Consider the following 26432-nt stretch of genomic DNA (forward strand, 5'->3'; position numbering starts at 1 on the left):
GCTTACAGCATCGGGGTTTGTGCCGGAACGGCCAGGGCATCGTTCTCGACCACATGCACCTTGGTGTCGTTGCTCAGGCGAACCTGACCCGACAGTACGATCTGGTCACCGGCCTGGATGCCGGAGAGCACATGCACATCGTTGCCACGGCGCTCACCCGCCTTGACCACAACCTGCTTGGCTCGCAGCACTTTCACCTTGTTACCCTCTTTGTCGGTCTCTTCGCCCTCTTTGAGCACATAGACGTTCTGACCGTAAAGGGTGAAGGAGATAGCGGTCTGCGGGATCACGATCTGATCTTTCACCGTCGGCAGAATGATGCTGGCGCGGGCGAACATACCGGAACGGAGCTGACCGTCGTTGTTCGGAATGTCTGCCTGTACCTGGATCAGGCCGCTCTGGAAGTTGACCGCAGGCTCGATGGCGGTGATATGGCCGTCAAACTGGGTTTGCGGATAGGCATCCACATTGATCTTGATGGTCTGGCCCAGCTTGATTTTGGAGATATCGGTCTGGGGCACGGTGAAGCGCAGACGCATCACGCTGGTATCTTCCAAGCGCACGATATCTGTGCCTGGTTGCAGATACTGGCCAAGGAACACATTGCGCAGGCCGACCACGCCGCTAAAGGGCGCGCGCACTTCACGACGGGCAATGGTCGCCTTCAGACTCTCGATATCCGCTTCCAGCGAGCGATAGGCCGCTTCGGCTTCATCCAGCTGCTCTTTGGAGATGGAGCTGGTCTTGTAGAGGTTCTGGAAGCGTTCGAATTTGGCTTTTGCCGCTGGCAGCTTGGCCTGGGAGGCGCGCAGATTGGCCTTCTCCACGGTGGAGTCCAGGCTCAGCAGCAGTTGGTCAGCCTTGACCGGTTTGCCCGACTCAAAGGTGATGGCATCAATGGTGCCAGCCAGTTCGGTGGAGAGGGTCACCCCCTGATTCGGCTCGATGAAGCCGATCGCTTCGATGGTCGGTACCCAATCCTGCGCCTTGGTCACCATGGCGGTGACGGGGAACTCGGGTTCCGGCCGGTTGGCCATGTATTGGGCAATCATCTTCTGTTTGAACAAATTGAAGCCGATGACGCTGCCAAACAAGGCGATCGCTATCAGCAACATAATGGCCATCCACTTTTTCATGAACAGGCTCCTGAGGTGGAAAGATTGGGGGATAAAATGGCATTCCAGCTGGCCCGGATCGCGGTTTCCAACTGCGATTCGGTCAGCGTGATGTTGTGCACCCTGCACTGCAGGGCCAGATGCATGACACTGTCCAGACTCAACACCTGGAGTGCCCGTATCGGTAAATCAATAAACAATCCTTGTTCAACGCCCTGTTCAAAAAATCGGTCCAGAGGCTCCCAGGCGGCCAGAATGACAGGATTGGTCTCCAATTCTGCCCCTAGCGGAGAGCTCTCGTACTGCAATTTGCACCGGATAGCGTTGGGTTCGTTAACAAAAATGGCATGAATATTGAGCCATAATTGGCGAAATTGTTGAAATGAAACTTTATCGATTGCTACATCGGCCATGACCATGGGCACACACTGCAAGATAGTGTGCTGGTGCAGTTGCCGGATCAGATCATCCTTGTCGCCGAAGTAGCGATAGATGGTGCCGGTGGCAACATTGGCCTTCTTGGCGACTTCTGCAATCGACAGACCATGAAAACCCCGTTCACCCAGCACCTCATGGGCCGCGTTGAAGATGCTCTCTTTTTTATCCAGAATCATCAGTGTGACTTTCGATTGAATGAACGTTCATTCATTCTAGATGGGCATCAAATCAAGTCAAGGCAGCAAGGTGATTTGTGACAGCGATCTGCCCCTTTTCGGCTGGCAGCAGGGGAATAGTGGAAGAAAAGTGCGCAATGTGCTTGAAAAAGCAACGAACAGTGTTTCGGTGACAGAAAAGTGTAGACAAACCAGCAACCATCATTAATAATGCGCCCCGTTCGACAGCGTAGCGCCCGTAGCTCAGCTGGATAGAGCGCTGCCCTCCGGAGGCAGAGGTCACAGGTTCGAATCCTGTCGGGCGCACCATCAAAAGTGCGTCGGTTAAACGGGCGTTGTTGTGGAACGAAAACAGCTGTGGTGGCTGTAGCTCAGTTGGTAGAGTCCCGGATTGTGATTCCGGTTGTCGTGGGTTCGAGCCCCATCAGCCACCCCATTTTACAGCTTGTCAGGTACGCGAAGGTGGCGGAATTGGTAGACGCGCTAGCTTCAGGTGTTAGTGCCCCCCGGGTGTGAGGGTTCGAGTCCCTCTCTTCGCACCATACTTGCTGCATGACGAGGATGGCCATCAGGTCGTCTTTGTTTTTTTGAAGTAAACTATTTTGAAAGAAATAGCCTCGGTGATTAGCGCAGTCCGGTAGCGCATCTGGTTTGGGACCAGAGGGTCAAAGGTTCGAATCCTTTATCACCGACCACATTTAGAAAAACCTCGCTTCGGCGGGGTTTTTTGCTTTCCGGCCTCCGCCGTGCCAGTACTCTCTCCCTGTTACGTCTGTTTACACTCTATTTGGGCAGCGCGCCCCGCCTTTCGGTTATGCTTCAGCCTCGAGTCACTGACAACCGGATGTCATCGGCCCATTTCAGGCATTTTTCCATGAATAACAAAATTTCCTTTGCTTGCTCTCCTGCCCTGCTGGCTGCCTTGCTGCTGGGGGGGTGTACCATCAAGCCGCTATCAACCGATGAAATTATGGACTCAATCGCTTCGAGACCGTCGGAAGATCGGGTGATCTCTCCCTTGCTGACCAGCGGCGGCTTTTGTGTCGCAGTATCCCGACAGAAGGTGTTGGCACAACCTTGCAGCGGAAAAGACGATCAACTGTTCGAGTGGGATCTGGGTGAGTTGCGCCTGCAGGATCTCTGTTTGCAAGCTAAAAACGACAGCGAAGTGATGCTGGCCCCCTGTGACGGTCAGGCGCAGTGGGAGTGGCAGAAAGACAAGCTGTTCAATAGCAAGGTCTCCCGCTGCCTCGATGTGGCCGGGCGACGCCATACCCCCGGCACGCCGCTGCGGCTGGCCGAATGTTACGGTGGCGCAAACCAGAGCTTCAGCTGGCAGCGGCCCAATCCCTGGCTGGAAACCCTGAAAAAACAAAGCCTCACATGGTGAGGCTTTGTTGAATCGAATGTCGGGATGAAGAGGATCAGGCGGCGCTGACGCTCTCCAGCTCGAACAGCTTCTCCAGATAGACGGCGACGCCATCTTCGTCGGAGGTGAGGGTCTGCTCATACTCCGGCAGCGCCATTTTCAGGCGGTCATGGGCGTTGCCCATCACGATACCGCGTCCCACCATGGTCAACATCTCGAAGTCGTTCATGCCATCCCCGAAGGCGATCGCCTCGGACATATCGAACCCGTTCTGCTCCAGCACGGCACGCACAGCATTGCCCTTATGCACCCCGGCGTGCATCACTTCGAGGCAGTCCGGCAGGGAGAAAGTGACGTTGAGCTGATCGCCATAGCGCTGGTTGAGGTGTGCCTCGATTTTCAGCAGCTTCTCGTGGTCGCCGATGTAGAACACCTTGTTGATCTGCTCTTTCGGTTCCTGTTTCAGGTCATCGACCAGACGGTAGGTGAACCCTGACTCGTCGTGGAACTGCAGCAGCCAGGGCAGCTCCTCTTCCACCACCCAGTCATCACCCTGATAGACATTTAGGTGGATAGAGGGGTCGCGCTCCAGCGCAATCAGTTCGGCGGCGATCTCGGTCGGCAGCGGCTGGTTGAAAATCAGCTGATCCTGTTTGTCATGGACCACGGCGCCATTGGAGGTAATGAGGTAGATGTCCATCCCCAGCGCATCGCGGAAGCTGCGTACGTCAACGTGATGACGGCCGGTGGCGACCACGAATTTCACACCTTGTTCTACCAGGCGGTGCAGGGTATCCCGGGTACGGGGAGAGATCTGGTGCTGCTTGTTGAGCAGAGTGCCATCGAGATCGGATACAACTACCTTGAACATCATTACCTCGGCATCGATTGAAAACAGGGGCAGTTTACCTTAGCCCGCACTGTCACCCCATTTATTTAGGGTTACAAAAAATAGCCAGCTCAGAAGCGGGCGAAAAAGTCGACCATCGTGGTCAGGGCGGGCTGGCGCTTGTCGTCGGATTCGATAAACAGCTCGTGCCAGGCACCCTCGATGCGCAGCGGTTTGCCCCCTTCACACTTGGCAATGGTGCAGAAGCGATCCTGCGCGGCATTGTCTACCACGCTGTCGCTGCCAGCCTGCAGCACCAGCAGCGGGGTTTTGATAGCGCCCGCATCGGCGATGGCGGCATCGGCACCGGTGATCCCCTGATAAATCCAGTGCGCGGTAGCACCACCCAGCTTGATCTGCGGGTGCTGCTCGTAGATTTGGCGAAACGCCTGATAGCGGGACTGACTGTGAGTCAGCTCGTTGTCGGCAAAGCCGTGATCCTGATAGGCGCCCTGACCGGGGCCGTAGGGAGGCTCGCCAAGCCAGCCGCCGACCGTGCCTATGGTGCTCGCCAATCCCTTGGCCAGCCACTTGGGCAGACCGCCGAGATTGATGCCCAGCATGGGGGAGGAGAGCACGGCCGCCTTGATATCATCGGGCCAGCGTTCCAGATAGCGGGCCGAGATGGCGCCGCCCATGGAGTGGGCCAGCAGGAACAGCTTGGCAGGCTGGTCCGCCATGATGATCTGGTCGTGAAACTGCTTGAGATCGACCACATAATCGTCGAACTGGTCGACATATCCCTTCTGCGGGTCATTCAGCATCCGGTCGGACATCCCCTGACCACGATGGTCGATGAGATAGAGGCTGTAGCCCTGACGCCAGAGATCCCACGCCAGCTCCTGATACTTGAGGTAGCTTTCGACCCGGCCATTGACGATCAGGATGGCGCGATCAACCTTCTCCTGCCGCAGCGCGGCATAGCGGATGGTCACCCCGTCCTTGCCCTTGAACTCTCCTTCAACCGCATGCTGGCGCCAGAAGTCGGGTAGGGTTTGCTGGTAGAGGCTGGGTACATCGGCTTCGCTGGTGAGCTGATAGGTATTGGTCACGGCAAGGGCTCCGGCAGAAAACAGGGTCAGGGCCAACAGGGAAAGAGAGAGGGGGTTCATCAGGCACACTCCTGTTGCCAATGGTGATAAAGGGCGGCGATATCCCCCGAGCAGAGTAGCGCCATGCTGGCTTGCAAGCGGGGCAAGGGCCAGTCCCACCACTGCATCTCTTGCAGCATGAGGATCTGCTCATCGCTGAAGCGACGGCGGATCGGTTGGGCCGGGTTGCCGCCGACTATGGTGTAAGGGGCCACATCTTTGGTCACCACGGCGCGGGTGGCGATGACGGCGCCATCACCTATGGTGATGCCGGGCATGATCATCGCTTCCGAGCCGATCCAGACATCGTTGCCAATCCGGGTGTCCCCCTTGCGCAGAAAGCCGCTGCGGGCCCCTTCGCCAAAGGTGTCGGGATTGAACGGGAAGGTGGAGACCCAATCCAGCCGGTGGCCCTGATTGCCCGCCAGCATGAAGGTGGCGCCCGAGCCGATGGAGCAGAACTTGCCGATGATCAGCCGGTCCACCTCGCCCCAGAGGCCGCTCTCCCAGGTGTCGCGGGTCGAGCCATCGCCGAGCAGGTAACGGACGCAGTGATCCTCGAACGGCTTACCGTGGTAGTAGCCGGAGTAGTAGCTGTAGTCGCCGGCCTCTATGTTCGGGTTGGTCAGGTGATCCCGGATGATTTGCGATTCCAGCCAGCTGCCAAAAGGGTTCTCCATCACTCCTCCTGCGGATTGTCCTGCTCGCTCTGCTTTGCCCACCCTTTGCGGGTCAGCTGCATCCGTTGCCACCACTCTTCGTCTGCCAGAATTTCACCGGCCGGGCCGAGCTGGGGGTAGGGCATCTCTTTCTCTTTGCAGAGCTGGGCATAGATAGGATAACCCCCCTCGAACAGGATGCTGTTCTGCTCCTCCAGCGTGAGCGGGCAGCCGCGTTGATAGCAGCCGGCCAGCTCGCGCTGGCGTTGTGCCTCGTAGAGGATGGCGGCGGCAGCCACCGAGACGTTGAGGGACTGCACCATGCCCACCATGGGGATGACGATATGGTGATCGGCCAGGGCCAGCGCCTCTTCACCGATGCCGTGCTTCTCCTGACCCACCAGAATGGCGGTCGGTTTGGTGTAGTCGATAGCGCGAAAATCGACGGAGCTGTCGGAGAGGTGGGTTGCCAGGATCTGCATGCCTGAAGCTTTCAGCTCGGCAACGGCTGTGCCGATATCCGGGTGCAGTTTTACATCCACCCAGTTCTGGCTGCCGCGGGCGGTGCCTTTGCGTTTGTGGATCCAGGTTTTGGGCCAGACGGCGTGTACCCGGTGGATGCCGATGGCATCGGCGGTACGCACGATGGCGGCCAGATTGTGAGGTTTATGGACCTCTTCCATGCAGACGGTCAAATCGAGCTGACGCTGGGCCAGCATGTCGGTGATGCGCTTGAAGCGTTCGGGGGTCATGGCTTGTCTCTATAAAAGCAGCAGGCGGCTTGCGCCGCCTGTGTTCAGTTCTTCTGTCGGCTCACCTTGAGCACGTTGGGCATCACGCGGATCTTGCGCATGATGTTGGCCAGGTGGATGCGGCTCTTGGTGGTGATGAGCAGGCTGACCTGATAGACCCGGCCATCCTTCTCTTCGGTGCTGATGGCGTGAATGTTGGCGCCGGTGGCGGCAATCACGTTGGCCAGCTCGGCCAGCGCACCCTGATGGTTGACGATCTCGATGCTGATGCCGGTGCGGAACTCCTGTTCCTGCTCCTTGTCCACTTCCCACTGCACCGGCAGGTACTTGTCCGGCTCCTTGCTGTAGCCCTTGATGTTGCGGCAGGCTTCCTGGTGAATCACCAGACCCTTGCCCGGGCTGATGTGGGCGATGATGGCATCCCCCGGGATCGGACGGCAGCAGTTGGCGAAGGTGACCAGCATGCCGTCGGCACCCTTGATCGGCATCTTCTTGCTGCTGGACTTGGGTTGCTCTTCCGGCGGCAGTTCATCCCCCAGCATGCGGCGCGCCACCATGACACTCATGGCGTTGCCGAGGCCCACATCGGCCAGCAGCCCCTGCAGGTTCTCATGCTTGGTATCGGCCAGCACCTGCTTGATGCGCGGCTCGGGGATGTCTTCGATATTCTTGGCGCCCAGCGCATGGTTGAGCAGGCGGCGACCCAGCACCACCGACTCTTCGGTGCGCAGGTTCTTGAGGAACTGGCGGATTTTGGATCGTGCCTTGGTGGTCACCACGAAGTTGAGCCAGGCCGCGTTGGGGCGAGCGCCCGGCGCCGTGATGATCTCCACCGTCTGGCCCGAGTGCAGCGGGCTGCTGAGCGGGTAGGGGTGGCGGTCGACCCGCGAACCGACGCAGGCATGGCCGATATCGGTGTGCACCGTGTAGGCGAAGTCCACCGGCGTGGCGCCAGCGGGCAGCTCCATGATGCGTCCTTCCGGCGTGAACACGTAGATCTCGTCGGGGAAGAGGTCGGTCTTGACCCCTTCGATAAATTCAAACGAGCTGCCGGCGCTCTGTTGCAATTCCAGCAGGCTCTGCATCCAGCGCTGGGCGCGGATCTGGGCAGTGGTGCCCGAGCTGTCGCCATCCTGCTTGTAGGCCCAGTGGGCGGCAACCCCTTTGTCGGCCATCTGGTCCATGAACTCGGTGCGGATCTGCACCTCGACCGGTACCCCGTGCGGCCCCACCAGAGAGGTGTGCAGCGACTGGTAGCCGTTGGTCTTGGGGATGGCGATGTAATCCTTGAAGCGGCCGGGGCGCGGCTTGTAGAGGCTGTGCATCTGTCCCAGCACCCGGTAACAGGTATCTATGTCCTTCACCTTGACACGAAAGGCGTAGATATCCATTACCTCATGAAATTGCAGCTCTTTTTTCTCCATCTTGTTGTAGATGGAGAACAGATTCTTCTCGCGGCCACTGACCTGATGCTCGATCCCTGCCTCTTTCAGGCGACCGCTGATTTCGCTCTGGATGGAGTCGATGATCTCGCGGCGATTGCCACGAGCGCGGCGCACCGATTCGCGCAACACGCGGGATCGCATGGGATAGAGCGCCTCGAAACCCAGCTCTTCCAGCTCGTTCTTCATGGTGTGAATACCGAGGCGGTTGGCGATGGGGGCGAAGATTTCGAGGGTTTCCCGGGCGATGCGGCGGCGCTTGTCAGGGCGCAGCGAGCCTAGCGTGCGCATGTTGTGAGTGCGGTCGGCCAGCTTGATCAGAATGACCCGGATATCCTGGGTCATTGCCATCACCATCTTGCGGAAGTTCTCGGCCTGCGCCTCTTTGCGATCGCGAAACTTCAGCTTGTCGAGCTTGGAGACCCCGGCCACCAGTTCTGCAACCGCATTGCCAAACTGCTCGGCCAGATCGGCCTTGGTGACAGAGGTGTCTTCGATGACGTCGTGCAACACGGCGGCCATCAGGGTTTCATGGTCGAGGCGCATGTCACCCAGGATCCGGGCAACGGCAACAGGGTGGGTAATATAGGGTTCGCCACTGGAACGCATCTGACCCTGGTGGGCATCACGGGCCACCACATAGGCTTGCTTGAGCTTCTCAACCTGCTCTGGCGGCAGGTAGGAACTGGCTATTTCTTTAAGGTTTTCAAATAAATACAAGACAGTCCCCGCAGCGGTGAAACGGCAATTCGTGGAATTGAGGGTATAGCCCTGAGTTTGCGAGGTTTTCGAGCGGTTGTAAATGGGGATGAACAGTCGGCACCCGGGCGGGTGCCAACCGGAGGAATAACTTAACCGCGGCCTTCGGCGATGGCAGCAACGGCAGCCAGCTCGGCGGCTTCCTGCTCTTGCTGTTCGTAGCGGTCCTGGGTGTCCATCACTTGATTGTTCACCAGACCCAGTTCGATCTCACGCAGGGCGATCACGGTCGGCTTGTCGTTCTCTTCTTCAACCAGGGGATCTTTGCCTTGTACCGCGATTTGACGAGCGCGGCGCGCGGCGACCAGCACCAGGTCAAAACGGTTACCTACCTGTTTTACAGCATCTTCTACAGTAACGCGTGCCATGCAGGACTCCAGTGTTTGGGCTTTCTGTATTTAGAAAAGCAGTGTTTAAAAATGACGCAAAAGTTTACTTGTTTTTGGCTTACTCTGCCAGTAGCTGTTGCAGCAAGTTTTTTTGAGCCTGTTGCTGGTGACGCATCTCCAGCCGTTGGCACTCAATAATGGACCTGAGCTGGAACAGCGCCTGCTCGAAGTCTTCATTGATAATGACATAGTCATACTCGTCGTAGTGCACCATTTCGGCAATGGCTTTCGCCATCCGGCCGGCGATCACTTCGGCGCTGTCCTGACCGCGCCCAATCAGGCGGCGTTCCAGCTCTTCGCGGCTGGGGGGCAGGATGAAAATGGATTTGGTCGGCATCTGCTCGCGGATCTGGCGGGCACCCTGCCAGTCGATGTCGAGGAATACGTCGATCCCTTTGGCCAGACAGGCTTCGATGGCGGCGCGGGAGGTGCCGTAGTAGTTGCCGAACACTTCGGCCCATTCCAGAAAATCACCACGCTCGATCAGCGCCTTGAACTCTTCCACCTGAACGAAGTGGTAGTGTACGCCGTGCTCTTCGCCCGGGCGGGTGGCGCGAGTGGTGTGGGAAACCGATAGCTGCATCTTGCCAGCTTGATTGTGGTTGGTCAGCAAGGCATTGAGCAGACTGGATTTACCCGCGCCGCTCGGAGAAGAGATGATATAGAGTGTGCCTTGTTGCGCCATATTATTACCTTTAATCGAAACCGCTGTTTTGGTTGTAGCAGAGACCGCCGTCTTGTGCCCGAAAGGGAGACAGCCAAACGCAAAACGCGGAAAATTCTTGAGTCAGGGGGATGTAAAGGCGGCGAATTTTACCAGAATGCGGCGAATAAAAAAACGGCCGGAATCATATTCCAGCCGATCAAAGTATTCGTAGCTTGCTGCGGGAGCGTAACCCACATCAGCCTGCATTGTGCCTTTGGCTGAGGGCAGAGGCTATCAGGTTATCCCTGCCTGATGGCTCGGAATTCCCGAGGTGCCCTGTCATTACGGCAGTTGACGATCTGCACAGAGGCGGTCGAAGGCGGTGATCACCTGCTCGCTGGTGATTTTTCGCATGGCCTCCGGGTCTTTGAGACGGGTGCGCCAGCTCAATTCGGCCAGCGGCTTGCCGGTCTCCTGTTCGACCAGCTCCTGATAGACGCTGACCACGTAGTCGCGGCACAGATAGGGGCCGGTGCGGGCCGGATTGTGGTGGGCATAGAGACCGATCACCGGCGTGCCCACTATGGTGGCCATATGGGTGGGGCCGGTATCGGGGGCCAGCACCAGACTCGCCTCACCAATCAGCGCCAGCAGTTGCTTGAGGTTGGTCTGCCCCACCAGATCGACCGGTTTGCTCTGGCTTAAGCGCTGGATCTCGGCAGCCAGGTCCCGCTCCAGTTTGGCAGGCCCGCCACAGAGATAGACCTGAAAGCCCTTGTTGGCGGCGTGATCTGCCAGCGCGGCATAGCCTGCGGCCGTCCAGTTTTTGAATGCCTTGCTGGCGGCTGCGCAGATAAGCAGAGTCGGTTTGCCGCCAATCTTCTCCCTTGCCCACGCCTGATGATCGGCGCTGATGGGCAGTTGCCAGTCCGGGGTCAGATCCTTGATGCCGAGCTCTTTGGCGAAAGCGAGGAAACCGTCCAGCACATGGGGAGAGGCAGGCGAAGGCACCTTGTGGTTGGTGAACAGCCACTGGCCGTCGTTGGCCCGCTCCCGATCAAACCCGAGTTTGACCTTGGCCTTGATGCCGAGGGTGGCGATGCTGGCCCGCATCGCCGCCTGCAGGTGGAGCAGGGCATCGAATTTGCGCCCCTTGAGGGTCTGCCAGAGATCGCGATAGCCGCGCCACCCCTTGCTCTTGTCGAAGGGGATCACCTCGACGCCGGGCAGATCGGCAAACAGGGTTGCCTCGATTTTGCCGGTGATCCAGGTGATACGGGTCTGTGGCCACTCCCGCTGGATGACGCGCACCAGCGCCAGTGCGTGGCAGCAATCCCCGATGGCGGAGAGCCGCAGGATGCAGATGGAGGAGGGGGGCGTTTGAAATAGCGGCATGTTGTGGCGCACGGCTGGCAAAAAGGGTGGATGGCATTATGCAAACTCCCCTGTGGATTGTAAAATTGCGCACAATCGTCAGCCAGGATAGGCCGGGCCCAGCGCCATGACCTGTCTCTGCACGTCGTTGATTAAAGGCCACTATTGCGGGCATGCCAGAGCGGCAGCCTCATCGCCAATTGAAAAATTGCGATCCATGACCCACCGAGCGGGATCTCCACGATGCGAGTACAGACCGAACACAACCAGATCTGCTGGTATGCCGAAGGGGCCTTTCGCGACCCCTCTCCCCAGTTATTCGATCCTGCCTGGTGGCAGAACAACCGTCAGGTGGTGGGAACCTCCATCGGGCGGGGGGTGACCTGGTTCGTCAAGGATGAGTCCCGCCATCTGGTGCTGCGCCACTACTATCGCGGCGGCATGGTGGGCAAGGTGGTGCGGGATCGCTTCTGGTTCGAAGGGGTCGAGTCGAGCCGCGCCATGGCCGAATACACCCTGCTGGCCAAGCTGTGCGAGCTGGGGCTGCCGGTGCCGCGTCCGTTTGGTGCCCGCATGGTCAAACAGGGACCCTTCTATCGTGCCGATATCCTGATCGAGCGAATTCGCGGTGCCAAGGATATGGTGGCGTTGCTCAAGCAGGGGCCGGTGGCGACCGAGGTGTGGCACAAGATAGGTCAGACAGTGCGTCAGCTGCACGATGCCGGGGTCTATCACGCCGATCTCAACAGCCACAACCTGCTGCTCGATAAAGAGGGCAAGGTGTGGGTGATCGATTTTGACAAGGGTGCGATCCGCTCCCCCGGCGAATGGCAGAAGGCCAATCTGGAACGCTTGCTCCGTTCATTCAATAAAGAGTCTCAACTGCATACCAGTTTCCACTTCGTACCGGAGAACTGGCAGACCTTGATGAACGGGTATCAGGGAAAAGCGATCTGACCCTGTTGCTCGGCGTGAACGCCAATGTTACTTATTGAGCAGGTATTCAGATCCTGTTTCGAGGCGCCCCATGGAAATGCTCAAGACACCTTTGGTCGATGTGACTGCCCGGCTTGATCCGGGTCTGCTGTCTGATGCCATGGCGCTGCTGGAGGCGGGGATCTGGAGCTGGTCAGCCCAACACGGACTGCAGCGTGATCCCTCCTGCCTGCGCCTGTTGGGATTGGGAGAGTGCTGGCCGGATGATCTCGGCTGGCTGGATCGGGTTCATCCCGACGATGTTGCCCGGCTGGAGGATGCCCTGCTCGCCTGCCAGAGCGGCCGCAGCAGCGGTCTGCGCCTCGAATACCGCATTCTGCATCATCACGGTCACTACATCCGGCTGGAAGAGCGGATGCGTCGCGATGAGCGGGGTTATCTGCTGGGGGTCGTCCGTCACCTCGATCCCGCTGCCGTGCTGGTGGAGGAGCGACATGGCACCGATCCGCTGACCGGTCTGGAGAGCCGTGGCCGTTTCGAGCAACTGCTGGAGGAGCGGCTGGCGACCGAGAGTGGCACTTTCAGTCTGCTGCAGTTTTCGGTCGATCACATGGCCAAAATCCAGCAACTGTTTGGCGAAGCGGCTTGCGACGCCATGCTGGCCAAGCTGGCGCGTATCGTACGCCACGAACTGCGGCGGGAAGATCCCTTTGCCCGCTGGGATGAGGACGGTTTTATCCTGATGCTCTCCCAGACCGAGCGGATGAGTGCGCTGGAGATCGCCGAGCGGCTGCGCCTCGAGATTGCCGATGCCAGCCTGCTGTCACAGCGGCCGGTCACCGTCAGCATCGGGTTGGTGCAGAGTCAGGCTGGCGAGCAGCTCGATCATCTGCTGGCCCGGCTGGCCAGCTGTCACAGTCAGGCCAGACGGGAGCACAACACCGTCGTCGGCTGAGTGAGGTCAAGGTTGGCCGCGCTTGTCACGCTGGCAGACCCAGAGCGAGGCCAGCATCAGCAGGCCGCCGATGGTTAGTCGGGTCAGGTCGGTATCCTTGCCCCAGAGCAGCAGATTGACCAGCAAGCCGGCCGGAATGAGCGCATTGTTCATGATGGCCAGCACCCCGCTGGTGACCAGTGTCGCCCCCTTGTTCCAGAGGAAGTAGCCTAGGCCGGAGGCACCCACCCCCAGCCAGAGCAGAATGCCCCACTGCAACCCTGACGTTGGGTATTGCGGCTTGCCCAGCAGCCACCAGGCGGGCAATGCGATCACCAGCGCTCCCAGATAGAAGCAGCCGAACACCGCCAGTTGCGGCGGTTGCTCCGCCTCCCGTGCCAGCAGTACCTTGTAGCCCACTTGACCCAGGGCGAAACAGAGGTTGGCCCCCTGCACCACCATAAATCCCAGCACATAGCTTTCGGTCAGGCCGTCGAAGCGGATGACGGCAGCCCCGAGCACCGCCAGCAGGGCGCCCCACAGATAGGTGGGCTTGAAGCGCCCCTCCAGCAGATCGTGGAGCAGGGTGACGTAGATGGGGGTGAAGATGGTAAAGACCAGCACTTCCGGCACCGTCAGCAGCAGGAAGGAGTGGTAGTAGAAGAGATACATGATGCCGAGCTGGATGGCGCCCAGCGCCATCAGCTTGGCCGCCAGATCGGGGCGCAGCCAGCGGCGGCGCAGGAAGGGGAGAAACACCAGACTGGCGAGGGCGATGCGGGTCAGCACCGAGAAGTAGGCATCGACCTGACCAGCGAGGTAGACCCCGATCAGGCTGAAGGAGAATGACCAGAGCAGGGTGACCCCTATCAAGTAGTTCATGTGTTTGATTTATCGTCAGTTGTCAATTTTAAGGGGGCTATGATGGCCGAGATGGAAGCGGCAATCCAGCGTTTATGGGGGCGATTGCCACAGGTCGGAGCATTTTCCTTTACCGCCAGCAATGGCAAGGGGTCGGCGACCGACTGGAATGGTCGGGGCGAGGGGCGTGTGCAGGTGACCGATCATCAGGGAGGCTGGCTGTTTAACGAGCAGGGCCGTTACATCACGCCTCATGGTAGGGAGCTCGCCATGCACAACCGCTTCTGGTGGCAGCGCAGTGCGCGGGGGATCCGTCTCTCCCATCTGCGTTATGAGGAGCCGGTCGAACTGTTCGAGCTGCTGCCGCAGGGGGATGGCTGCTGGCTGACCGCCGAGCCCCATCTGTGCGGGGCGGATCACTACAGCGCCGAGCTGACCGAGATAGACGGCGGTTTTCTGCTGAGCTGGCAGATCACCGGGCCGCGCAAGAACGAGCGACTCAGCTATCGCTATTCGGTTTGAGTTTCAGATGGTTGTCGTTGGCTTTTTTGGCCAGTCAGTCTGATATATCAGGCTGACTGGTGGAATGTGTATCAGTCTGGCGAGCTCGGCTAAGTTTCCCGTGAAGGTGTTGCTCACACTCTATGTTGTCAGTAGCTCTGCAAAAGCGTTTATCAGCCTTATCAGGGCAAACGCTGCTACGGCAACGCATAGGTTTTCTAACGGACTATTGGTCGCCAAGGCATGAAGGGTATCGGATATGACAAGATCAGTACGCATGTAAATTACCTTAATGAGTCGGTTTTATTCCTAATACCCAGTTCTTTAAGGATTCACTGTTGGTGAGAAACCACTGTTAGATCAGCCCCCCATCAAAACAGTTGATAACAGGTAACGGTCTTCTCCTGATCTCGAACATAAAAAAACCGGCGCAGAGCGCCGGTAGCGGGGGACAAATCGGAGGTTTTTTAAAACAGTCCCAAAAACAGGAGAGATAGACTCTCGTCACACATTCAGAGATGGACTTCAGGCATTCAGGGCATAGCTCAGCATGGCTTGCAGCTTGCTATCGAAGAGCCAGGGCAGCAGTACCATCAGCAGGCCCAGGATCCCGGCCAGCCGCTGGCGATACTGCCAGCCGGCAATCAGTACCAGACCACCGCACAGTGTGGTCAGGATGCCTGACATAGGGAGACCTCGCGCTGCATGCGACGCTGCTGCGCCCACTGGTTCATGGCGACCGAGCCGAGGATCAGGGCCAGAGCAACACCTGTGGTGGGGTGGATCTGCTCGCCGAGGAACAGGGCACCCAGCATCACGCCGAACAGCGGCACCAGATAGTTGCTGAAGGAGGCGAACGTCGGGCCGGCCTTCTGGATCAGCGCCATGTAGAGGAAGTAGACCAGACCGGTGCAGAGGGTACCCAGCACGGTGATCGCGCTCAGGGCCTGGGTGCTCGGCAGGGTCAGGCTGCTGAGGTCAACCATGAAGGGGGCGACCAGCAGCAACTGGATTGCCGAGGAGATCAGGATATTGCGGGCGACCACGACCGGATGGTCCTTGGCGAAGCGCTTGATCATCAGCAGGCCGATGGCGAAGCAGCTGGCACCCAGCAGGATGGCCATGGCACCGAGCAGACCAGCGTTCATGCCCTGGGAGAGTTTCGGCCAGAACAGGGTGAGTACACCGGCAAAGCCGATGATCACGGAAAGCAGCCCGGTTTTGGTGATTCTTTCACCAGAAATAAACAGCGGTGCAGCCAGAATGGTCACAAACGGGATACAACCCATGACTACGGCGGCGATGGCGCTATCCACATACTGCTGGCCCCAGGCGACCATGATGAAGGGGATGGTGGCATCCAGCAGGGCGATCAGCATATAGGTGCGCCACGGGGTGTGCTCACTCTTGAGCCGCATGAACAGGCAGAGCAGACCCAGGGTCAGGCTGCCGCACAGGGCACGACCGGCAGCCACCAGAATGGGGGGCAACTCGGCAACGGCCTGGTGCATGAAAATGAATTGGGAACCCCACAGCAGGCCAATGGCCAGCAATAACAGATAGCTACGCATTTGAATCTCCGATGTATTAAGCCAGCGCATTCTAGGCAATCTGTTACTATGGTAAAAATGAATTGTTGGCATTTAACTATGGCAAATATCGATGGATAGCTCGCTCGCCCGTCTCGACCTCAACCTGCTCGCCGTATTCGACATGCTGATGCAGGAACGCAATGTCACCCGTGCCGCCGAACGGCTGCATCTCTCCCAATCCACCGTCAGTCACGCCTTGGGGCGGCTGCGGGTGGCGCTGGATGACCCGCTGTTCGTGATGAGTCGGCGCGAGATGATGCCGACCGAGCGAGCCAAGGCGCTGGCCGGTCCGGTACGGCAGGCGCTGGCGATGCTGGAGCAGGGATTGCGGCAGGCCAAGGGGTTTGATCCAGCCACTGCGCGGCGGATTTTCCGCATCGCCACCCCGGGTTCGGTAGAGCACGGACTGGTACCGGTGCTGGTGGAGCGGCTCCATCGGCAGGCCCCTCACTGTCGGCTGGAGGTGTGCGAGCTGGCCGACAGCAACTACGAGCGGGAGCTGGAGAAGGGGGAGCTGGATCTGGTGATCGGTTTCGCCGGGGCGAATCACCTCTCACCCCGCTTGTGGCGGGAGGAGTGGTTCAACAACCCGCTGGTCTGCCTGTCGCCGCTCGGCAGCGAATTGCCCGATGTGCTGACTCCGGTCGAGCTGGTGAGCCGTCCCCACATCCACACCTCCAGCTGGGGTCACAGTCAGGCGATGGTGGAGCTCTGGCTGGCCCGCTTCGGGGTGGAGCGGGAGCTGGGCGTGCGGTTGCCGAGCTTTATGGCGGTGCCGCCACTGATGGCGACCGGCCGCTATCTGGTGGTGGTGCCCGAGATGATCGGGCGCCACTTCTGCCGCTACTACCCGCTGCGGATGCACCAGCTCGACCCCGCAATCCCCATCGTCTACCTGATGGCGGGGCACCCGCTCACCGCCCACGACGAGGCGATAGGCTGGTTCAAGAGCTTGTTGCACCAGCTGGTGTTCGACCTCTACGGCGACGATGCGCTCGGGACCCCCGCTCAGCGGATGTTGGCGAAGTAATCCAGCCCCATGGCGCTTTTCACCTCCGCCAATACCTCATCGGTGATGATGCGAGCCTGCTCGGTGCCTTGATAGAGCAGCTCCAGCAGCATCTTCTTGTCGGCGATGGCCGCGGCACGGCGCTCCCGCATCGGGGCGAGCAGGGTCTGCAGGCAGTCGTTGAGCACCTGTTTGCAGCGCATGTCCCCCAGTCCACCGCGTCGGTAGTGCGCCTTCATCTCGGCGACCAGCGCCTTGTCGGGGTGAAAGGCATCGAGATAAGCGAACACCGTATTTCCCTCCACCTGACCCGGATCGCTCACCTTGAGGTGGTTGGGGTCGGTATACATGGCGAACACCGCCTGTTTGACCTCTTCCGCCGACATGCCGAGCTCGATTGTGTTGCCGAGGGATTTGGACATCTTGGCCTTGCCGTCGATGCCGGGCAGGCGGCCGGTGTCGCTCAGGATCGGTTGGCATTCGGTCAACACCTCTTTGCCTACCAGAGAGTTGAAGCGGCGGACGATCTCGTTGGTCTGCTCCAGCATCGGCAGCTGATCTTCCCCAACCGGCACGTGGCTGGCGCGAAAGGCGGTGATGTCGGCGGCCTGACTCACCGGATAGACCAGAAAACCGGCCGGCAGCGTGCGTTCGAACCCTTTTTGCTGGATCTCCGCCTTGACGGTGGGGTTGCGCTCCAGCCGGGCGACGCTGACCAGATTGAGGTAGTAGCAGGTGAGCTCGGCGAGGGCGGGCAGGGCGCTCTGCAGACAGAAGGTGGTCTTGGCCGGGTCGAGGCCGACTGCCAGATAATCTGCCATTACCTCCAGTACGTTGTCGGTCACCTTGGTCGGGTTGTGGCCGTTGTCGGTCAGCGCCTGCAGATCGGCGATCATCACGAATTGACGGTAGTGGTGCTGGGCTTCGACGCGCTGGCGCAGGGAGCCGACATAGTGGCCGATGTGCAGTTTGCCGGTGGGACGATCGCCAGTCAGGATAACGGGGTCGTGCATGTCACTCTCTCCAGTTGGGTGAGCCGGGAGGCGACAAAGGGATAAAAACAGTTGACCGCCTCTCGGCGGTCACGGTGTTTTCTTTGGGAAATTTACAATAGAAACGCGGTGCCGCCTGTTTAGGAGCAGCACCACCAGTAGTTGTGATTGAATGCGGTCATATTCATAGCAAATCACACTACGCCGGTTTCATTACTTCTGCAAGGGGACGACTAGCAGATCGCAGGGCACTGTATTCATCAGCTGACGGGCGCTGGAGGTGAGCAGGCTCCAGAAGCTCTGGCGATGGCCGCACACCAGCAGGTCGATCTCGTACTCCTTGACTGCCTGATTGACCCGCTCGCTCAGATCGCCGCAGATCACCAGCTTCTTCTCGATGGGATAGTCCACCGAGGCCAGAAATGCCTCCAGCTTCTCTTTCGCTTCGGCGATCACCTGATCCTGCACGTTGTCGATGTCGATATCGATCATCTCGGTGTAGAGATCCTTGAGGTCCACATCGACATGGATAACCGACAGCTTGGCGCCGTTGGAGCGGGCTCTGTCCACCGCCTTGTCGATCACCTTGCGGTTGTCTTCAGAGAGGTCGATCGCGGCCAGAATATGCTTGTAATAGGTTGTTCCACTCATGGGGGTTCTCCTTACCGATCCTTCAGTCCACTATACCAATCTCTGCTGAAACTAAAATGGTGCCTCAGGCACAGTTTTGGGATTTAAATGAGTTTAATGACGTGTGACACAGGGTCAGCCACTCAGTTATTAACCACTATTTGCCTATAAATTAAACAAGAGTTTGACGCCGGTCACACCCCTCGGCTTGCCGATCAGGGGGGAGAGGCATAGGATGGGCCCGTGCTTCGCAATGAACACAAAACAACAAAAAGCATCTGAATACCGCTTTGGGGAGCCACGTGCTCCCTTTTGTTTTTCTGCCTCAATTCCCGCTGATTTTCTGACTGATAGCGATCCGGCATCAAGTTAATCTCCTTCGATTTGGTTATGCTGTAGCCAGTTTCTTTGGAGGCCTTCCCATGATCATTCATCCCCAGATTCAAGGTTGTGTTGCCCGCAACTGTCACCCCATCGGCTGTCGCGCCGCCGTGCAGCAGCAGATCGAACGGATCAAGGCCGCTGGCCCGTTCAACGGCCCCAAGCGGGTGCTGGTGCTGGGGGCTTCCTCCGGGTTTGGACTGGCGTCGCGCATTGCACTCGCCTTCGGGGCTGGTGCCGACACCATCGGCATCTCCTTCGAGCGCGGCCCTTCCGACAAAGGATTGGGCAGCGCCGGTTGGTACAACAACATCTGGTTTCGCAAGGAGGCGGAGCAGGAGGGGCGTATCGCCATCAACCTGATTGGCGATGCCTTCTCCGATGGCATGCGCCAGCAGGCCATCGACACCATCCGCCAGCAGCTGGGGCAGGTGGATCTGGTGATCTATTCGCTCGCAAGCGGCATCCGGGTGCTGCCCGATGGCACGCAAGTGCGCTCGGTGCTCAAGACAACAGGCCAGCCATTTAGCGGCTGGGGGCTGGATCTGGAGCGCGATACCCTGGTGCAGCAGTCGCTGGCGCCAGCAACGCCGGAGGAGATCCGCGACACCGTCACCGTGATGGGGGGCGAGGATTGGCAGCTCTGGATGCAGGCGTTGCAGCAGGCCGGTTGTCTCGCCCCCGGTGCGCAAACCGTGGCCTACTCCTACATCGGCCCCGAATCCACCTATCCCCTCTATCGGGATGGCACCATCGGTTATGCCAAGGAGCATCTGCACGCCACCGCCGAGACCATCAACCTGCAACTGGCCGAGATTGGCGGCCACGCCTGGGTATCGGTCTGCAAGGCGCTGGTGACCAAGGCGAGCGCCTATATTCCAGTGCTGCCGGTTTATCTGGGCCTGCTGATGGGGGTGATGAAGGAGCGCGGTGTACACGAAGGTTGCATTGAGCAGATGCAGCGACTGTTTGCCGCCAAGATGTATGGGGCCAATGGGGTGGTGGCCGATGGCAACCGGCTGATCCGGATGGATGACCACGAGCTGGACCCGGCTATTCAGGCCGCCGTTTCGGCGCTCTGGCCCAAGGTGACGCCGGACAATTTCCATGCGCTGGGGGACTTTGCCGGGCTGCGGCAGGACTTCATGCAGCTCAACGGCTTCGAGCTGCCGGGCGTCGATTATGCTGCGCCGGTGGATGTCGCCTCCCTTAGGGAGCTGACCCCCTGAGCTGAAAGAAACGGGATCTCCCTCTCGTTGGCGGGTTGATTCGCGGCGGGAGTGTGGCGACAATCGATACCAAATCACTGAGGAGAAACAAGATGCTGGCCCAAGCCATGATCGAGAAGTTGAACGAGCAGATTAACCTGGAGTTCTACTCCTCCAATCTCTATCTGCAGATGAGCGCCTGGTGCGAAGACAAGGGCTTTGAAGGGGCGGCGACCTTCCTGCGCCAGCACGCGGTCGAGGAGCGCCAGCACATGGAGCGTCTGTTCACCTACGTGAGCGAGACCGGCGCCATGCCCAAGCTGGGTGCCATCGATGCCCCTCCCCACGAGTTCAAGTCGCTGGGTGACGTGTTCCGTACCACCCTGGAGCACGAGTACCACATCACCAAGTGCATCAATGGTCTGGCTCACGTAGCCTTCACTACCCAGGACTACTCCACCTTCAATTTCCTGCAGTGGTATGTGGCCGAGCAGCATGAAGAGGAGAAGCTGTTCAAGAGCATCGTCGACCGTCTGGGTCTGGTGGGTGAAGATGGCAAAGGCCTCTACTTCATCGACAAGGAGCTGGCCGAACTGGCCAAGGGCGCCCCTGCCAGCATCATGGACAGCAACGCCTGATAGTCGTGGACACTTAGTGTTCAGCCAGTACAATAACGGCCCTTTTAAGGGCCGTTGTTTATTCTGGTGGGCAGTCACCGTTGTGATGTCAGCCAGAGGCAATCTCGGTTCTGGCCAGGTGCCGTTTCTATTTTGATAAGTGAGTGATGATGAAGCAGGTCGATGTGGTGGTGATCGGGGCCGGTGCGGCCGGATTGATGTGTGCGGCGCAGGCGGGCTACCGTGGCCGCTCCGTGCTGGTGCTCGATAACGCCAAGAAGCCGGGCCGCAAGATCCTCATTAGTGGCGGTGGTCGCTGCAACTTCACCAACCATCAGGCGGGCGCTCACGCCTACCTGTCGGAGAATCCCCACTTCAGCAAGTCGGCGCTGGCCCGCTACACCCAGCAGGATTTCATCGATCTGGTGGATCGCCACGGGGTTAACTATCACGAGCGCACCCTGGGGCAGCTGTTCTGTCTCGAGAGTGCCAAGGATATCGTCGATGTGCTGCTCACCGAGTGTGACTGGGCCGGGGTGACCCTGCAGTTCCAGACCGAGATCCTCACCGTCAGCAAGCAGGACGAAGGCTTTGTGTTGACCACCAGCAAGGGTGAGATCGGCTGCCACTCGCTGGTGGTGGCGACCGGCGGTCTCTCCATGCCCAAGCTGGGCGCGACCCCGTATGGCTTCAAGCTGGCGGAGCAGTTCGGTCTCAACGTGCTGCCGACCCGTGCCGGTCTGGTGCCCTTTACCCTCCATCAGGCGGAGAAAGAGGCCTTTGCCGATCTGGCGGGCATCAGCCTGCCGGTAGCGGTGACCGCCGAGGATGGCACCCGCTTCAAGGAGGCGATGCTGTTCACCCATCGCGGCCTCTCCGGCCCCGTCATCCTGCAGATCTCCTCCTACTGGCATGCCGGCGAGAAGATCCACATCAACCTGCTGCCGGAGCTGGATATTCCGGCTGCCCTGCGTGAATGGGCGCAGGCGCACCCGGCGCAGGAGCTGAAAACCGTGCTGGGGCGCGAGCTGCCCAAGCGCTTCGTCGACAAGCTGGTGGAACTGGGTCTGCTGGTCAGCAAGCCGATGCGTCAGTACAACGAGCGGGAGCTGGAGGCGGTGGCCAACCTGCTGGGTGACTGGCAGATCCTGCCCAACGGCACCGAGGGGTATCGCACCGCTGAAGTGACCTTGGGCGGCGTCGATACCAACGAGCTCTCCTCCAAGACCATGGAAGCGCGCAAGGTGCCCGGCCTCTACTTCATCGGCGAAGTGGTGGATGTGACCGGCTGGCTGGGTGGCTACAACTTCCAGTGGGCCTGGTCCTCCGGCTGGGTGGCTGGCCAGTTCTGTTGATAGGAAGAAAAATCTGTGCAGAGATCTTGCCATACCTATTCATGTAAGAACTTTCCTTTTTGTGTGGCGAGCTCTTTTATTGTTCAACTGAGTGCAATGAAATATGCCCCTTATGAAAAAGGGGTATTAGATGATTGCTCGGGTGATAGGGTTGTTATGTATTTTTCAATGGTCATGGGCTGCAGAGTCATTTCAGTTCCAAAGCTATCGGGATGGATTCTTGCGCATGATGCTAATCACACCCAGCGTCCAGGGAGAGCTATTTTTACGGGGTGATGATAAATTGGTGCCATTACAAGGCGGTATAATCGAAGATTTGTTTACCCTGCGTATTCCAGTATCCTGTCAGTTATTAAGTTCGCAAAAAACTATCTATTGGTCATCGCCAGGACGGCCACTAATCAAGGGTCAGGTGCCGGCACAGTCGTGCAAGCGTCTCCCTGAGTTGCCATTGAAATTGCCGGTTCGGGTTTTTTCCAAAGGTGGGAAATGCCTGATCGATACTGCGGGTAATACTTTGTGGCATACAGCATCTGAATTGGCAAAGAAAAATCGTGCGTCTGTCTATCAAAATATTTACGCACTATTTCTTACAAATAAACCCGCCTTTGCGGGGCAAGACATTCATCGGTTACGTGCTCAGGTTCTTCATTGTCCTGATCCAGCATTGTTTGAGCATATCAATGCTAGTCATGCCCAACAGCTGTTTGAAGAAGCTCTGCTGTTGCGGAAATAATAAAGTATTTAAAAAACTGAAAAGGTGTTTAATCCAGGTGTTGCTGCTATTTCTTTGTGATGTTAACGGTACTTCCAACATAACCTCTACCACAATAAAACAGTTAAAACTACAGTACTAATAAGCGCTAAGTAGTCATGTCGTTTGCAGGCAAGTTGTAATGTGGTAGTGAACTAAATCCGGGGATTTGGTTTGGCCGAACATAGGCTTTTGCCAGTGGCATCTATCCAGACTTCGATCCATTGAAGGCCCATATGCGGGCCTTCATCACAGCTTACAACTTCGCGAAGCATCTAAAAGTCTTGAGATGGAGAGCCCCGTTTAAAACTATCTGAGATACTGTGATTAAAAAAACACCGATTGTTTCAGACTTCAACCGAATCACCTCATTTAAGGACCATAGATCTAGGTCTGGGGATATCATGACTTGATGGCGAATATGGTCAACCACGCCGGATTAATGTCTACATTATTTTTCCTATCTAACATCACCTGTTAGTCCATGAGTTAATGTTTCCCACAGATAGTGGAAATAACCTTTGGTTGGCCTAGATAATTTTAAAAACTGTTCAGTTTGTGGAAGGTTCATTCCTAAACGCATTGCGTAGTGATTAAAGCCAACCTCGAAAGTGCCTTTCACGCTATTGTTAAAATGCTCACTATTTTTACATAGTCTCCCTAACCCAGGCTGACGATTTTCATAACTACTATGTAGCTCCATCGCTTTTGTAAGACGCTCTTCTGCTAGAGATTCTTGATCTTGGTACAGATCTATTCCTTGTAGACGTGCTGTTTCTGCCACATTTATGATCGCTGCCAGACCATAGGCTGTATGTTCAAAATCTCTACAACTTTCCAATGCGAGTCCATCAATATACGTTGCTGGATAGTACCATTTCTTTTCTATTTCTGTGGGGGGTAGTGAGCACCCTACGGGGTTGTTGGGGCGTGGTCCATCTGATGTTAAATATATATAAGCGTTTACCAGACCTCGCCACTTATAAATGGCCTCTGTAAAAAGGGTTTGGTTATCAGTAAACACAGCAATGTTTGCCATTGCCTCAATACCGCTGGCATGCCAATTACTGTTGTTGCATTTATTATTAAACATGGCACGAATATTAGGCAAATATTGCTCTGTAAGCCATTTGGAAACGATATATTTTTCTGCTGGGGGCCACTCTTTATAACTATATTTGATAATTTCTGCTGCGCGGGTAAACATCTGCGCAGCCCAGGCTGCCTGTAATGGCGCATTACTATTGGTGTGCCCTTCCGTTAGGGTATTAGCCCAAGCATTTAGAATGTTCCGTACATTTTCTGCATAGCGTGCATCTCCGGTTAAACGCCATAATATAGCTTGGGTGTAGGCAGCCTGAGAGTCTCTGGTTTCATCAGTACAACCAATATCAGGTTTAGAAAATGGGCCACACTCAACTATTTTATGTGCAGTGGGTTTATAACTCAATTGAGCTCGATTATCTTTTAGTATATTGACATATGCTGTCTGCCATGGCTCTTCTGTTAAGCTATATCGAACAAATTGTAATTGTTTGTAGCTAATGAAAACACCTGGATGAAAAAACGTTTTTTGCTCAGCTTGACTCACAGGTGAGAAAAGCCAAAATAAAATTGAAAATAAAGCAGCTTTTTTTGTCATTTTACGTATCCATTTTATCTTTTACCGTAACCATTAGGAGATTCTAGCTATTGCGAAAATAAATTCTTCTATTTTTATAAAGTTCTAATTTGATCTAGATAACGAAACCGCAGCATAACAGGGGCGAGATGTAAATCCAAAATTAATATATAAAGGCATCAATGAGACTGATGCCTTTATATAGACGATGTTTGTTACATATTGTAAGAGAGACCGAAGTATATTTCCTGCTCTGTCAGGTGCGCTTTCAGTTGTTCATCTTTTAAGCCAGAAAAGTTCTGGAAATTGTTAAAGCCACTTTCTACCTTGCCCAGGTCGGTATAGCGATACCCCAGATCAGCAGAGATATTTGCATTCACAGCCACTCGGGCACCGGCTCCAATGGAGTAGGCAATATTGGTCTGCTTGTTGGTTGCAAACTGGTTTTCTTGCACCCTCTGCCAGCCACCCACCTTGACTTTGGCGATCCCGAGGCCGGCCTGACCATACAGTGACAGATTGCCATACACGGGGAAGTGCCTATAGGCATTCACCATCATTTTTTCTGAGTCGATCTGGTAATTATTCAGTGAGTTGGCAAATCGGGAACTGCCAGATTGAAAGTGTGAATCGACGCTGGTGTTATATTCAGCTTCCACTTGCCAATTGTTGTTGAATGCATAACCAAATGCAAAGGTTCCGCGTTTGGTACTGCTTTGGTTATCAACTTCGATAAAACTGCCAATGCGTGGGCGCAGGCTGGTGTCCATGCTGCTGGCATATTGACTACCAGTCATCGCTTTGCCGGAAATATAATATCCTTCGGCATTGGCTGCGCCTTGATATGCCATTGCCGAAAGAATGAGTAGAGTATGCGTCATGTTCATTTTATTATCCTTCTAATGGTTGGTGTCAGCGCCAATGAAATACCTTTAACGCCTAGCTAAAGTTGCCACAATACCTTATTGCGCAGGCATATACCTGTAGGAAAGTTCCTGTTGCAGGGAGGTGGCAAAAGATGTGTAAGGTGCTATGAGGTCGAAAAACGTTCGTTTTTCACAAAAAACAGGAAAAACCCTACGGCAAGATAACTTTGCTCTCATTTGGGGCCAGGATATGCTTGGAAAGCATGAAAGACATATGCCCGTCTCTTTGTTACATGCGTTGTTCCTTGTATCTTTCGCCGCCCTGTCGGGCGGCTTTTTTTATGCGTATCGTGCCAGTGAAAGTGCCAAGGGATGTGATAACCGGCTACGACTATTTCTCCCCCCAACAATCCTTGCCGACCGGAATGAATTGCGACTGATAGACAATCAGCTTGTGATTGCCAGGCTGGGTTATTTTGGGGTTGTGATAAGTCTCGCCGGGCAACAGATATTTGCTGTCGGCTTCGCCGTCTGACTGATCACAACCCTGTTTGACCATAAATTCAAAATAGGTATTGCCGGTATTGGTAATGCTCCCTTTTGCCGCATCCAGCTGATATTCAAACTGGATCTGGCGTGGACGCACCACCAGAATGGATTGCAGCACAATCTTCATCTCCACCGAGCCTCCACGTTGCGCTTGCCGCTCTTCATCCGTACGAGCGGTCGGCGATTCAGTGAAGGTGACCCTATAGTAGCGCTCCTGCTTGTCGTCAGCTCCTTTATAGAAGAACTTGACGTTTTGTGTCTGGCGGCCATGCAACATGAAGCGCTTTGGGGTAAACAGCAGCTCCCCCGGGATGATGGAGAGCCGCTGCCCGCTGGCGGTGGGATTGCTGATCTTGTCTAGGTGCACATCATACACCTTGGGGGTTGCACTGTTGTTGGTGACGGTTCGGCTCAACAGCTCATCCTTTGGCCCCATGACCGCGGTCATGGGGCCAATATCGATGGCCATCGCCGATGAAGTGAGCGCGCAGGTCAATACGCACCACAAGACGAGTCTCATCGTTGCT

27 protein-coding genes, 4 tRNA genes and 1 pseudogene are annotated in these 26432 nt (G+C 56.8%); 14 read left to right on the top strand and 18 right to left on the bottom strand.

Annotated elements, in window-relative coordinates; all coding sequences use genetic code 11:
- Positions 1-2 precede the first annotated feature (2 nt).
- Together G5306_RS16250 and G5306_RS16255 are read right to left on the bottom strand one after the other, a co-directional pair.
- The gene (locus G5306_RS16250; protein ID WP_216952544.1) at positions 3-1136 is read right to left on the bottom strand and encodes an efflux RND transporter periplasmic adaptor subunit; all 1134 of its coding nucleotides are present in this window, start codon (positions 1134-1136) and stop codon (positions 3-5) included.
- Positions 1133-1729, bottom strand: coding sequence for a TetR/AcrR family transcriptional regulator (locus G5306_RS16255; RefSeq protein ID WP_005339267.1), 597 nt, complete (start codon positions 1727-1729; stop codon positions 1133-1135). The genes G5306_RS16250 and G5306_RS16255 overlap by 4 nt, the downstream gene beginning before the upstream one ends.
- Before the next feature lie 232 nt (positions 1730-1961).
- Here G5306_RS16255 and G5306_RS16260 point away from each other — a divergent pair.
- The 5 genes from G5306_RS16260 (at position 1962) to G5306_RS16280 (ending at position 3119) form a co-directional block, all read left to right on the top strand.
- Positions 1962-2038: transfer RNA gene (locus G5306_RS16260), tRNA-Arg, on the top strand.
- Positions 2039-2089: 51 nt separating this feature from the next.
- Positions 2090-2165, top strand: a tRNA-His gene (locus tag G5306_RS16265).
- A gap of 20 nt (positions 2166-2185) precedes the next feature.
- Positions 2186-2271, top strand: a tRNA-Leu gene (locus G5306_RS16270).
- Between the two features lie 76 nt (positions 2272-2347).
- Positions 2348-2424 (top strand) — tRNA-Pro (locus G5306_RS16275).
- 179 nt (positions 2425-2603) lie between these two features.
- Positions 2604-3119 (top strand): ricin-type beta-trefoil lectin domain protein, encoded by a 516-nt coding sequence (locus G5306_RS16280; RefSeq protein WP_421258371.1) that lies wholly within the window; start codon positions 2604-2606, stop codon positions 3117-3119.
- A gap of 34 nt (positions 3120-3153) precedes the next feature.
- Here the strand turns inward: G5306_RS16280 and G5306_RS16285 are convergent, their stop codons facing one another.
- From G5306_RS16285 to G5306_RS16320, 8 genes are all read right to left on the bottom strand, one after another.
- Positions 3154-3969 carry a Cof-type HAD-IIB family hydrolase gene (locus G5306_RS16285; RefSeq protein ID WP_005339262.1) on the bottom strand — a complete coding sequence of 272 codons (816 nt, stop codon included), beginning with the start codon at positions 3967-3969 and terminating at the stop codon, positions 3154-3156.
- A gap of 89 nt (positions 3970-4058) precedes the next feature.
- Positions 4059-5099, bottom strand: coding sequence for an alpha/beta fold hydrolase (locus G5306_RS16290; protein ID WP_421313171.1), 1041 nt, complete (start codon positions 5097-5099; stop codon positions 4059-4061).
- Positions 5099-5758: a CatB-related O-acetyltransferase gene (locus G5306_RS16295; RefSeq protein WP_005355745.1), complete on the bottom strand. Its 660-nt coding sequence runs from the start codon at positions 5756-5758 to the stop codon at positions 5099-5101. The genes G5306_RS16290 and G5306_RS16295 overlap by 1 nt, the downstream gene beginning before the upstream one ends.
- Positions 5758-6489, bottom strand: coding sequence for a tRNA (guanosine(18)-2'-O)-methyltransferase TrmH (gene trmH / locus G5306_RS16300; RefSeq protein ID WP_421313173.1), 732 nt, complete (start codon positions 6487-6489; stop codon positions 5758-5760). The genes G5306_RS16295 and trmH overlap by 1 nt, the downstream gene beginning before the upstream one ends.
- Before the next feature lie 44 nt (positions 6490-6533).
- Complete coding sequence (gene spoT / locus G5306_RS16305) at positions 6534-8651, bottom strand: bifunctional GTP diphosphokinase/guanosine-3',5'-bis pyrophosphate 3'-pyrophosphohydrolase (protein ID WP_019446267.1); 2118 nt, start codon at positions 8649-8651, stop codon at positions 6534-6536.
- A 131-nt stretch (positions 8652-8782) separates the two neighbouring features.
- Positions 8783-9058, bottom strand: a complete 276-nt coding sequence (rpoZ, locus tag G5306_RS16310; protein ID WP_026456240.1) for a DNA-directed RNA polymerase subunit omega — start codon at positions 9056-9058, stop codon at positions 8783-8785.
- Between the two features lie 79 nt (positions 9059-9137).
- Positions 9138-9764, bottom strand: coding sequence for a guanylate kinase (gmk, locus tag G5306_RS16315; protein ID WP_005339253.1), 627 nt, complete (start codon positions 9762-9764; stop codon positions 9138-9140).
- Between the two features lie 303 nt (positions 9765-10067).
- Positions 10068-11120 (bottom strand): glycosyltransferase family 9 protein, encoded by a 1053-nt coding sequence (locus G5306_RS16320; protein WP_266135178.1) that lies wholly within the window; start codon positions 11118-11120, stop codon positions 10068-10070.
- Positions 11121-11342: 222 nt separating this feature from the next.
- Between G5306_RS16320 and G5306_RS16325 the strand changes: the two genes are divergently transcribed.
- Together G5306_RS16325 and G5306_RS16330 are read left to right on the top strand one after the other, a co-directional pair.
- The gene (locus tag G5306_RS16325) at positions 11343-12056 is read left to right on the top strand and encodes a 3-deoxy-D-manno-octulosonic acid kinase (protein WP_005357122.1); all 714 of its coding nucleotides are present in this window, start codon (positions 11343-11345) and stop codon (positions 12054-12056) included.
- Positions 12057-12126: 70 nt separating this feature from the next.
- Positions 12127-12990: a GGDEF domain-containing protein gene (locus tag G5306_RS16330; protein WP_040069586.1), complete on the top strand. Its 864-nt coding sequence runs from the start codon at positions 12127-12129 to the stop codon at positions 12988-12990.
- A gap of 6 nt (positions 12991-12996) precedes the next feature.
- On the opposite strand, the gene G5306_RS16335 is transcribed toward G5306_RS16330, so the two are convergent.
- A complete protein-coding gene (locus tag G5306_RS16335) occupies positions 12997-13851 on the bottom strand; it encodes a carboxylate/amino acid/amine transporter (RefSeq protein WP_139741965.1) in 855 nt (284 codons plus the stop codon).
- 39 nt (positions 13852-13890) lie between these two features.
- On the opposite strand from G5306_RS16335, the gene G5306_RS16340 reads away from it, so the two are divergent.
- On the top strand, positions 13891-14352 hold the full coding sequence (locus G5306_RS16340) for a DUF6314 family protein (protein WP_421313175.1): 462 nt from the start codon (positions 13891-13893) through the stop codon (positions 14350-14352).
- 504 nt (positions 14353-14856) lie between these two features.
- Here the strand turns inward: G5306_RS16340 and G5306_RS16345 are convergent.
- Positions 14857-15018, bottom strand: coding sequence for a hypothetical protein (locus tag G5306_RS16345; protein WP_158111039.1), 162 nt, complete (start codon positions 15016-15018; stop codon positions 14857-14859).
- A complete protein-coding gene (locus G5306_RS16350) occupies positions 15003-15902 on the bottom strand; it encodes a DMT family transporter (RefSeq protein ID WP_005355734.1) in 900 nt (299 codons plus the stop codon). The genes G5306_RS16345 and G5306_RS16350 overlap by 16 nt, the downstream gene beginning before the upstream one ends.
- 91 nt (positions 15903-15993) lie before the next feature.
- On the opposite strand from G5306_RS16350, the gene G5306_RS16355 reads away from it, so the two are divergent.
- Positions 15994-16953, top strand: coding sequence for a LysR family transcriptional regulator (locus G5306_RS16355; RefSeq protein WP_005339232.1), 960 nt, complete (start codon positions 15994-15996; stop codon positions 16951-16953).
- Here G5306_RS16355 and trpS read toward each other — a convergent pair.
- Positions 16932-17945, bottom strand: a complete 1014-nt coding sequence (trpS, locus tag G5306_RS16360; RefSeq protein ID WP_421313177.1) for a tryptophan--tRNA ligase — start codon at positions 17943-17945, stop codon at positions 16932-16934. The genes G5306_RS16355 and trpS overlap by 22 nt on opposite strands.
- Before the next feature lie 192 nt (positions 17946-18137).
- Positions 18138-18575: a universal stress protein gene (locus G5306_RS16365; RefSeq protein ID WP_005339229.1), complete on the bottom strand. Its 438-nt coding sequence runs from the start codon at positions 18573-18575 to the stop codon at positions 18138-18140.
- Positions 18576-18976: 401 nt separating this feature from the next.
- Here G5306_RS16365 and fabV point away from each other — a divergent pair, with 401 nt between their 5' ends.
- From fabV to G5306_RS16390, 5 genes and pseudogenes are all read left to right on the top strand, one after another.
- Positions 18977-20164 (top strand): enoyl-ACP reductase FabV, encoded by a 1188-nt coding sequence (fabV, locus tag G5306_RS16370; RefSeq protein ID WP_421313179.1) that lies wholly within the window; start codon positions 18977-18979, stop codon positions 20162-20164.
- A 92-nt stretch (positions 20165-20256) separates the two neighbouring features.
- Positions 20257-20781 (top strand): non-heme ferritin, encoded by a 525-nt coding sequence (gene ftnA, locus G5306_RS16375; RefSeq protein ID WP_005339225.1) that lies wholly within the window; start codon positions 20257-20259, stop codon positions 20779-20781.
- Between the two features lie 149 nt (positions 20782-20930).
- Positions 20931-22115, top strand: coding sequence for an NAD(P)/FAD-dependent oxidoreductase (locus G5306_RS16380; RefSeq protein WP_421313181.1), 1185 nt, complete (start codon positions 20931-20933; stop codon positions 22113-22115).
- A gap of 130 nt (positions 22116-22245) precedes the next feature.
- Positions 22246-22851 carry a hypothetical protein gene (locus tag G5306_RS16385; RefSeq protein WP_421313183.1) on the top strand — a complete coding sequence of 202 codons (606 nt, stop codon included), beginning with the start codon at positions 22246-22248 and terminating at the stop codon, positions 22849-22851.
- Positions 22852-23075: 224 nt separating this feature from the next.
- A pseudogene (locus tag G5306_RS16390) lies at positions 23076-23183 on the top strand (IS481 family transposase); the annotation flags it as partial.
- Positions 23184-23329: 146 nt separating this feature from the next.
- On the opposite strand, the gene G5306_RS16395 reads toward G5306_RS16390, so the two are convergent.
- The 3 genes from G5306_RS16395 to G5306_RS16405 all read right to left on the bottom strand — a co-directional run bounded on the left by G5306_RS16395 (position 23330) and on the right by G5306_RS16405 (position 26425).
- Positions 23330-24511 carry an alginate lyase family protein gene (locus tag G5306_RS16395; protein ID WP_201931626.1) on the bottom strand — a complete coding sequence of 394 codons (1182 nt, stop codon included), beginning with the start codon at positions 24509-24511 and terminating at the stop codon, positions 23330-23332.
- Between the two features lie 194 nt (positions 24512-24705).
- Entirely contained in the window at positions 24706-25377 is a 672-nt protein-coding gene (locus G5306_RS16400; RefSeq protein ID WP_421313186.1) for an outer membrane protein, read from the bottom strand.
- A gap of 370 nt (positions 25378-25747) precedes the next feature.
- On the bottom strand, positions 25748-26425 hold the full coding sequence (locus tag G5306_RS16405; RefSeq protein ID WP_421313188.1) for a molecular chaperone: 678 nt from the start codon (positions 26423-26425) through the stop codon (positions 25748-25750).
- Positions 26426-26432 lie beyond the last annotated feature (7 nt).

Origin of the sequence: Aeromonas sp. 603404 (assembly GCF_049171775.1) — a bacterium.
Lineage (GTDB): Bacteria > Pseudomonadota > Gammaproteobacteria > Enterobacterales > Aeromonadaceae > Aeromonas > Aeromonas veronii_A.

What these genes read in the sequence shown, in the direction of transcription:
- G5306_RS16250 (WP_216952544.1), bottom strand. Translation starts at nt 1,136, where the DNA reads ATGAAAAAGTGGATGGCCATTATGTTGCTGATAGCGATCGCCTTGTTT.
- G5306_RS16255 (WP_005339267.1), bottom strand. Translation starts at nt 1,729, where the DNA reads ATGATTCTGGATAAAAAAGAGAGCATCTTCAACGCGGCCCATGAGGTG.
- G5306_RS16280 (WP_421258371.1), top strand. Translation starts at nt 2,604, where the DNA reads ATGAATAACAAAATTTCCTTTGCTTGCTCTCCTGCCCTGCTGGCTGCC.
- G5306_RS16285 (WP_005339262.1), bottom strand. Translation starts at nt 3,969, where the DNA reads ATGTTCAAGGTAGTTGTATCCGATCTCGATGGCACTCTGCTCAACAAG.
- G5306_RS16290 (WP_421313171.1), bottom strand. Translation starts at nt 5,099, where the DNA reads ATGAACCCCCTCTCTCTTTCCCTGTTGGCCCTGACCCTGTTTTCTGCC.
- G5306_RS16295 (WP_005355745.1), bottom strand. Translation starts at nt 5,758, where the DNA reads ATGGAGAACCCTTTTGGCAGCTGGCTGGAATCGCAAATCATCCGGGAT.
- trmH (WP_421313173.1), bottom strand. Translation starts at nt 6,489, where the DNA reads ATGACCCCCGAACGCTTCAAGCGCATCACCGACATGCTGGCCCAGCGT.
- rpoZ (WP_026456240.1), bottom strand. Translation starts at nt 9,058, where the DNA reads ATGGCACGCGTTACTGTAGAAGATGCTGTAAAACAGGTAGGTAACCGT.
- gmk (WP_005339253.1), bottom strand. Translation starts at nt 9,764, where the DNA reads ATGGCGCAACAAGGCACACTCTATATCATCTCTTCTCCGAGCGGCGCG.
- G5306_RS16320 (WP_266135178.1), bottom strand. Translation starts at nt 11,120, where the DNA reads ATGCCGCTATTTCAAACGCCCCCCTCCTCCATCTGCATCCTGCGGCTC.
- G5306_RS16325 (WP_005357122.1), top strand. Translation starts at nt 11,343, where the DNA reads ATGCGAGTACAGACCGAACACAACCAGATCTGCTGGTATGCCGAAGGG.
- G5306_RS16330 (WP_040069586.1), top strand. Translation starts at nt 12,127, where the DNA reads ATGGAAATGCTCAAGACACCTTTGGTCGATGTGACTGCCCGGCTTGAT.
- G5306_RS16335 (WP_139741965.1), bottom strand. Translation starts at nt 13,851, where the DNA reads ATGAACTACTTGATAGGGGTCACCCTGCTCTGGTCATTCTCCTTCAGC.
- G5306_RS16340 (WP_421313175.1), top strand. Translation starts at nt 13,891, where the DNA reads ATGATGGCCGAGATGGAAGCGGCAATCCAGCGTTTATGGGGGCGATTG.
- G5306_RS16345 (WP_158111039.1), bottom strand. Translation starts at nt 15,018, where the DNA reads ATGTCAGGCATCCTGACCACACTGTGCGGTGGTCTGGTACTGATTGCC.
- G5306_RS16350 (WP_005355734.1), bottom strand. Translation starts at nt 15,902, where the DNA reads ATGCGTAGCTATCTGTTATTGCTGGCCATTGGCCTGCTGTGGGGTTCC.
- G5306_RS16355 (WP_005339232.1), top strand. Translation starts at nt 15,994, where the DNA reads ATGGATAGCTCGCTCGCCCGTCTCGACCTCAACCTGCTCGCCGTATTC.
- trpS (WP_421313177.1), bottom strand. Translation starts at nt 17,945, where the DNA reads ATGCACGACCCCGTTATCCTGACTGGCGATCGTCCCACCGGCAAACTG.
- G5306_RS16365 (WP_005339229.1), bottom strand. Translation starts at nt 18,575, where the DNA reads ATGAGTGGAACAACCTATTACAAGCATATTCTGGCCGCGATCGACCTC.
- fabV (WP_421313179.1), top strand. Translation starts at nt 18,977, where the DNA reads ATGATCATTCATCCCCAGATTCAAGGTTGTGTTGCCCGCAACTGTCAC.
- ftnA (WP_005339225.1), top strand. Translation starts at nt 20,257, where the DNA reads ATGCTGGCCCAAGCCATGATCGAGAAGTTGAACGAGCAGATTAACCTG.
- G5306_RS16380 (WP_421313181.1), top strand. Translation starts at nt 20,931, where the DNA reads ATGAAGCAGGTCGATGTGGTGGTGATCGGGGCCGGTGCGGCCGGATTG.
- G5306_RS16385 (WP_421313183.1), top strand. Translation starts at nt 22,246, where the DNA reads ATGATTGCTCGGGTGATAGGGTTGTTATGTATTTTTCAATGGTCATGG.
- G5306_RS16395 (WP_201931626.1), bottom strand. Translation starts at nt 24,511, where the DNA reads ATGACAAAAAAAGCTGCTTTATTTTCAATTTTATTTTGGCTTTTCTCA.
- G5306_RS16400 (WP_421313186.1), bottom strand. Translation starts at nt 25,377, where the DNA reads ATGAACATGACGCATACTCTACTCATTCTTTCGGCAATGGCATATCAA.
- G5306_RS16405 (WP_421313188.1), bottom strand. Translation starts at nt 26,425, where the DNA reads ATGAGACTCGTCTTGTGGTGCGTATTGACCTGCGCGCTCACTTCATCG.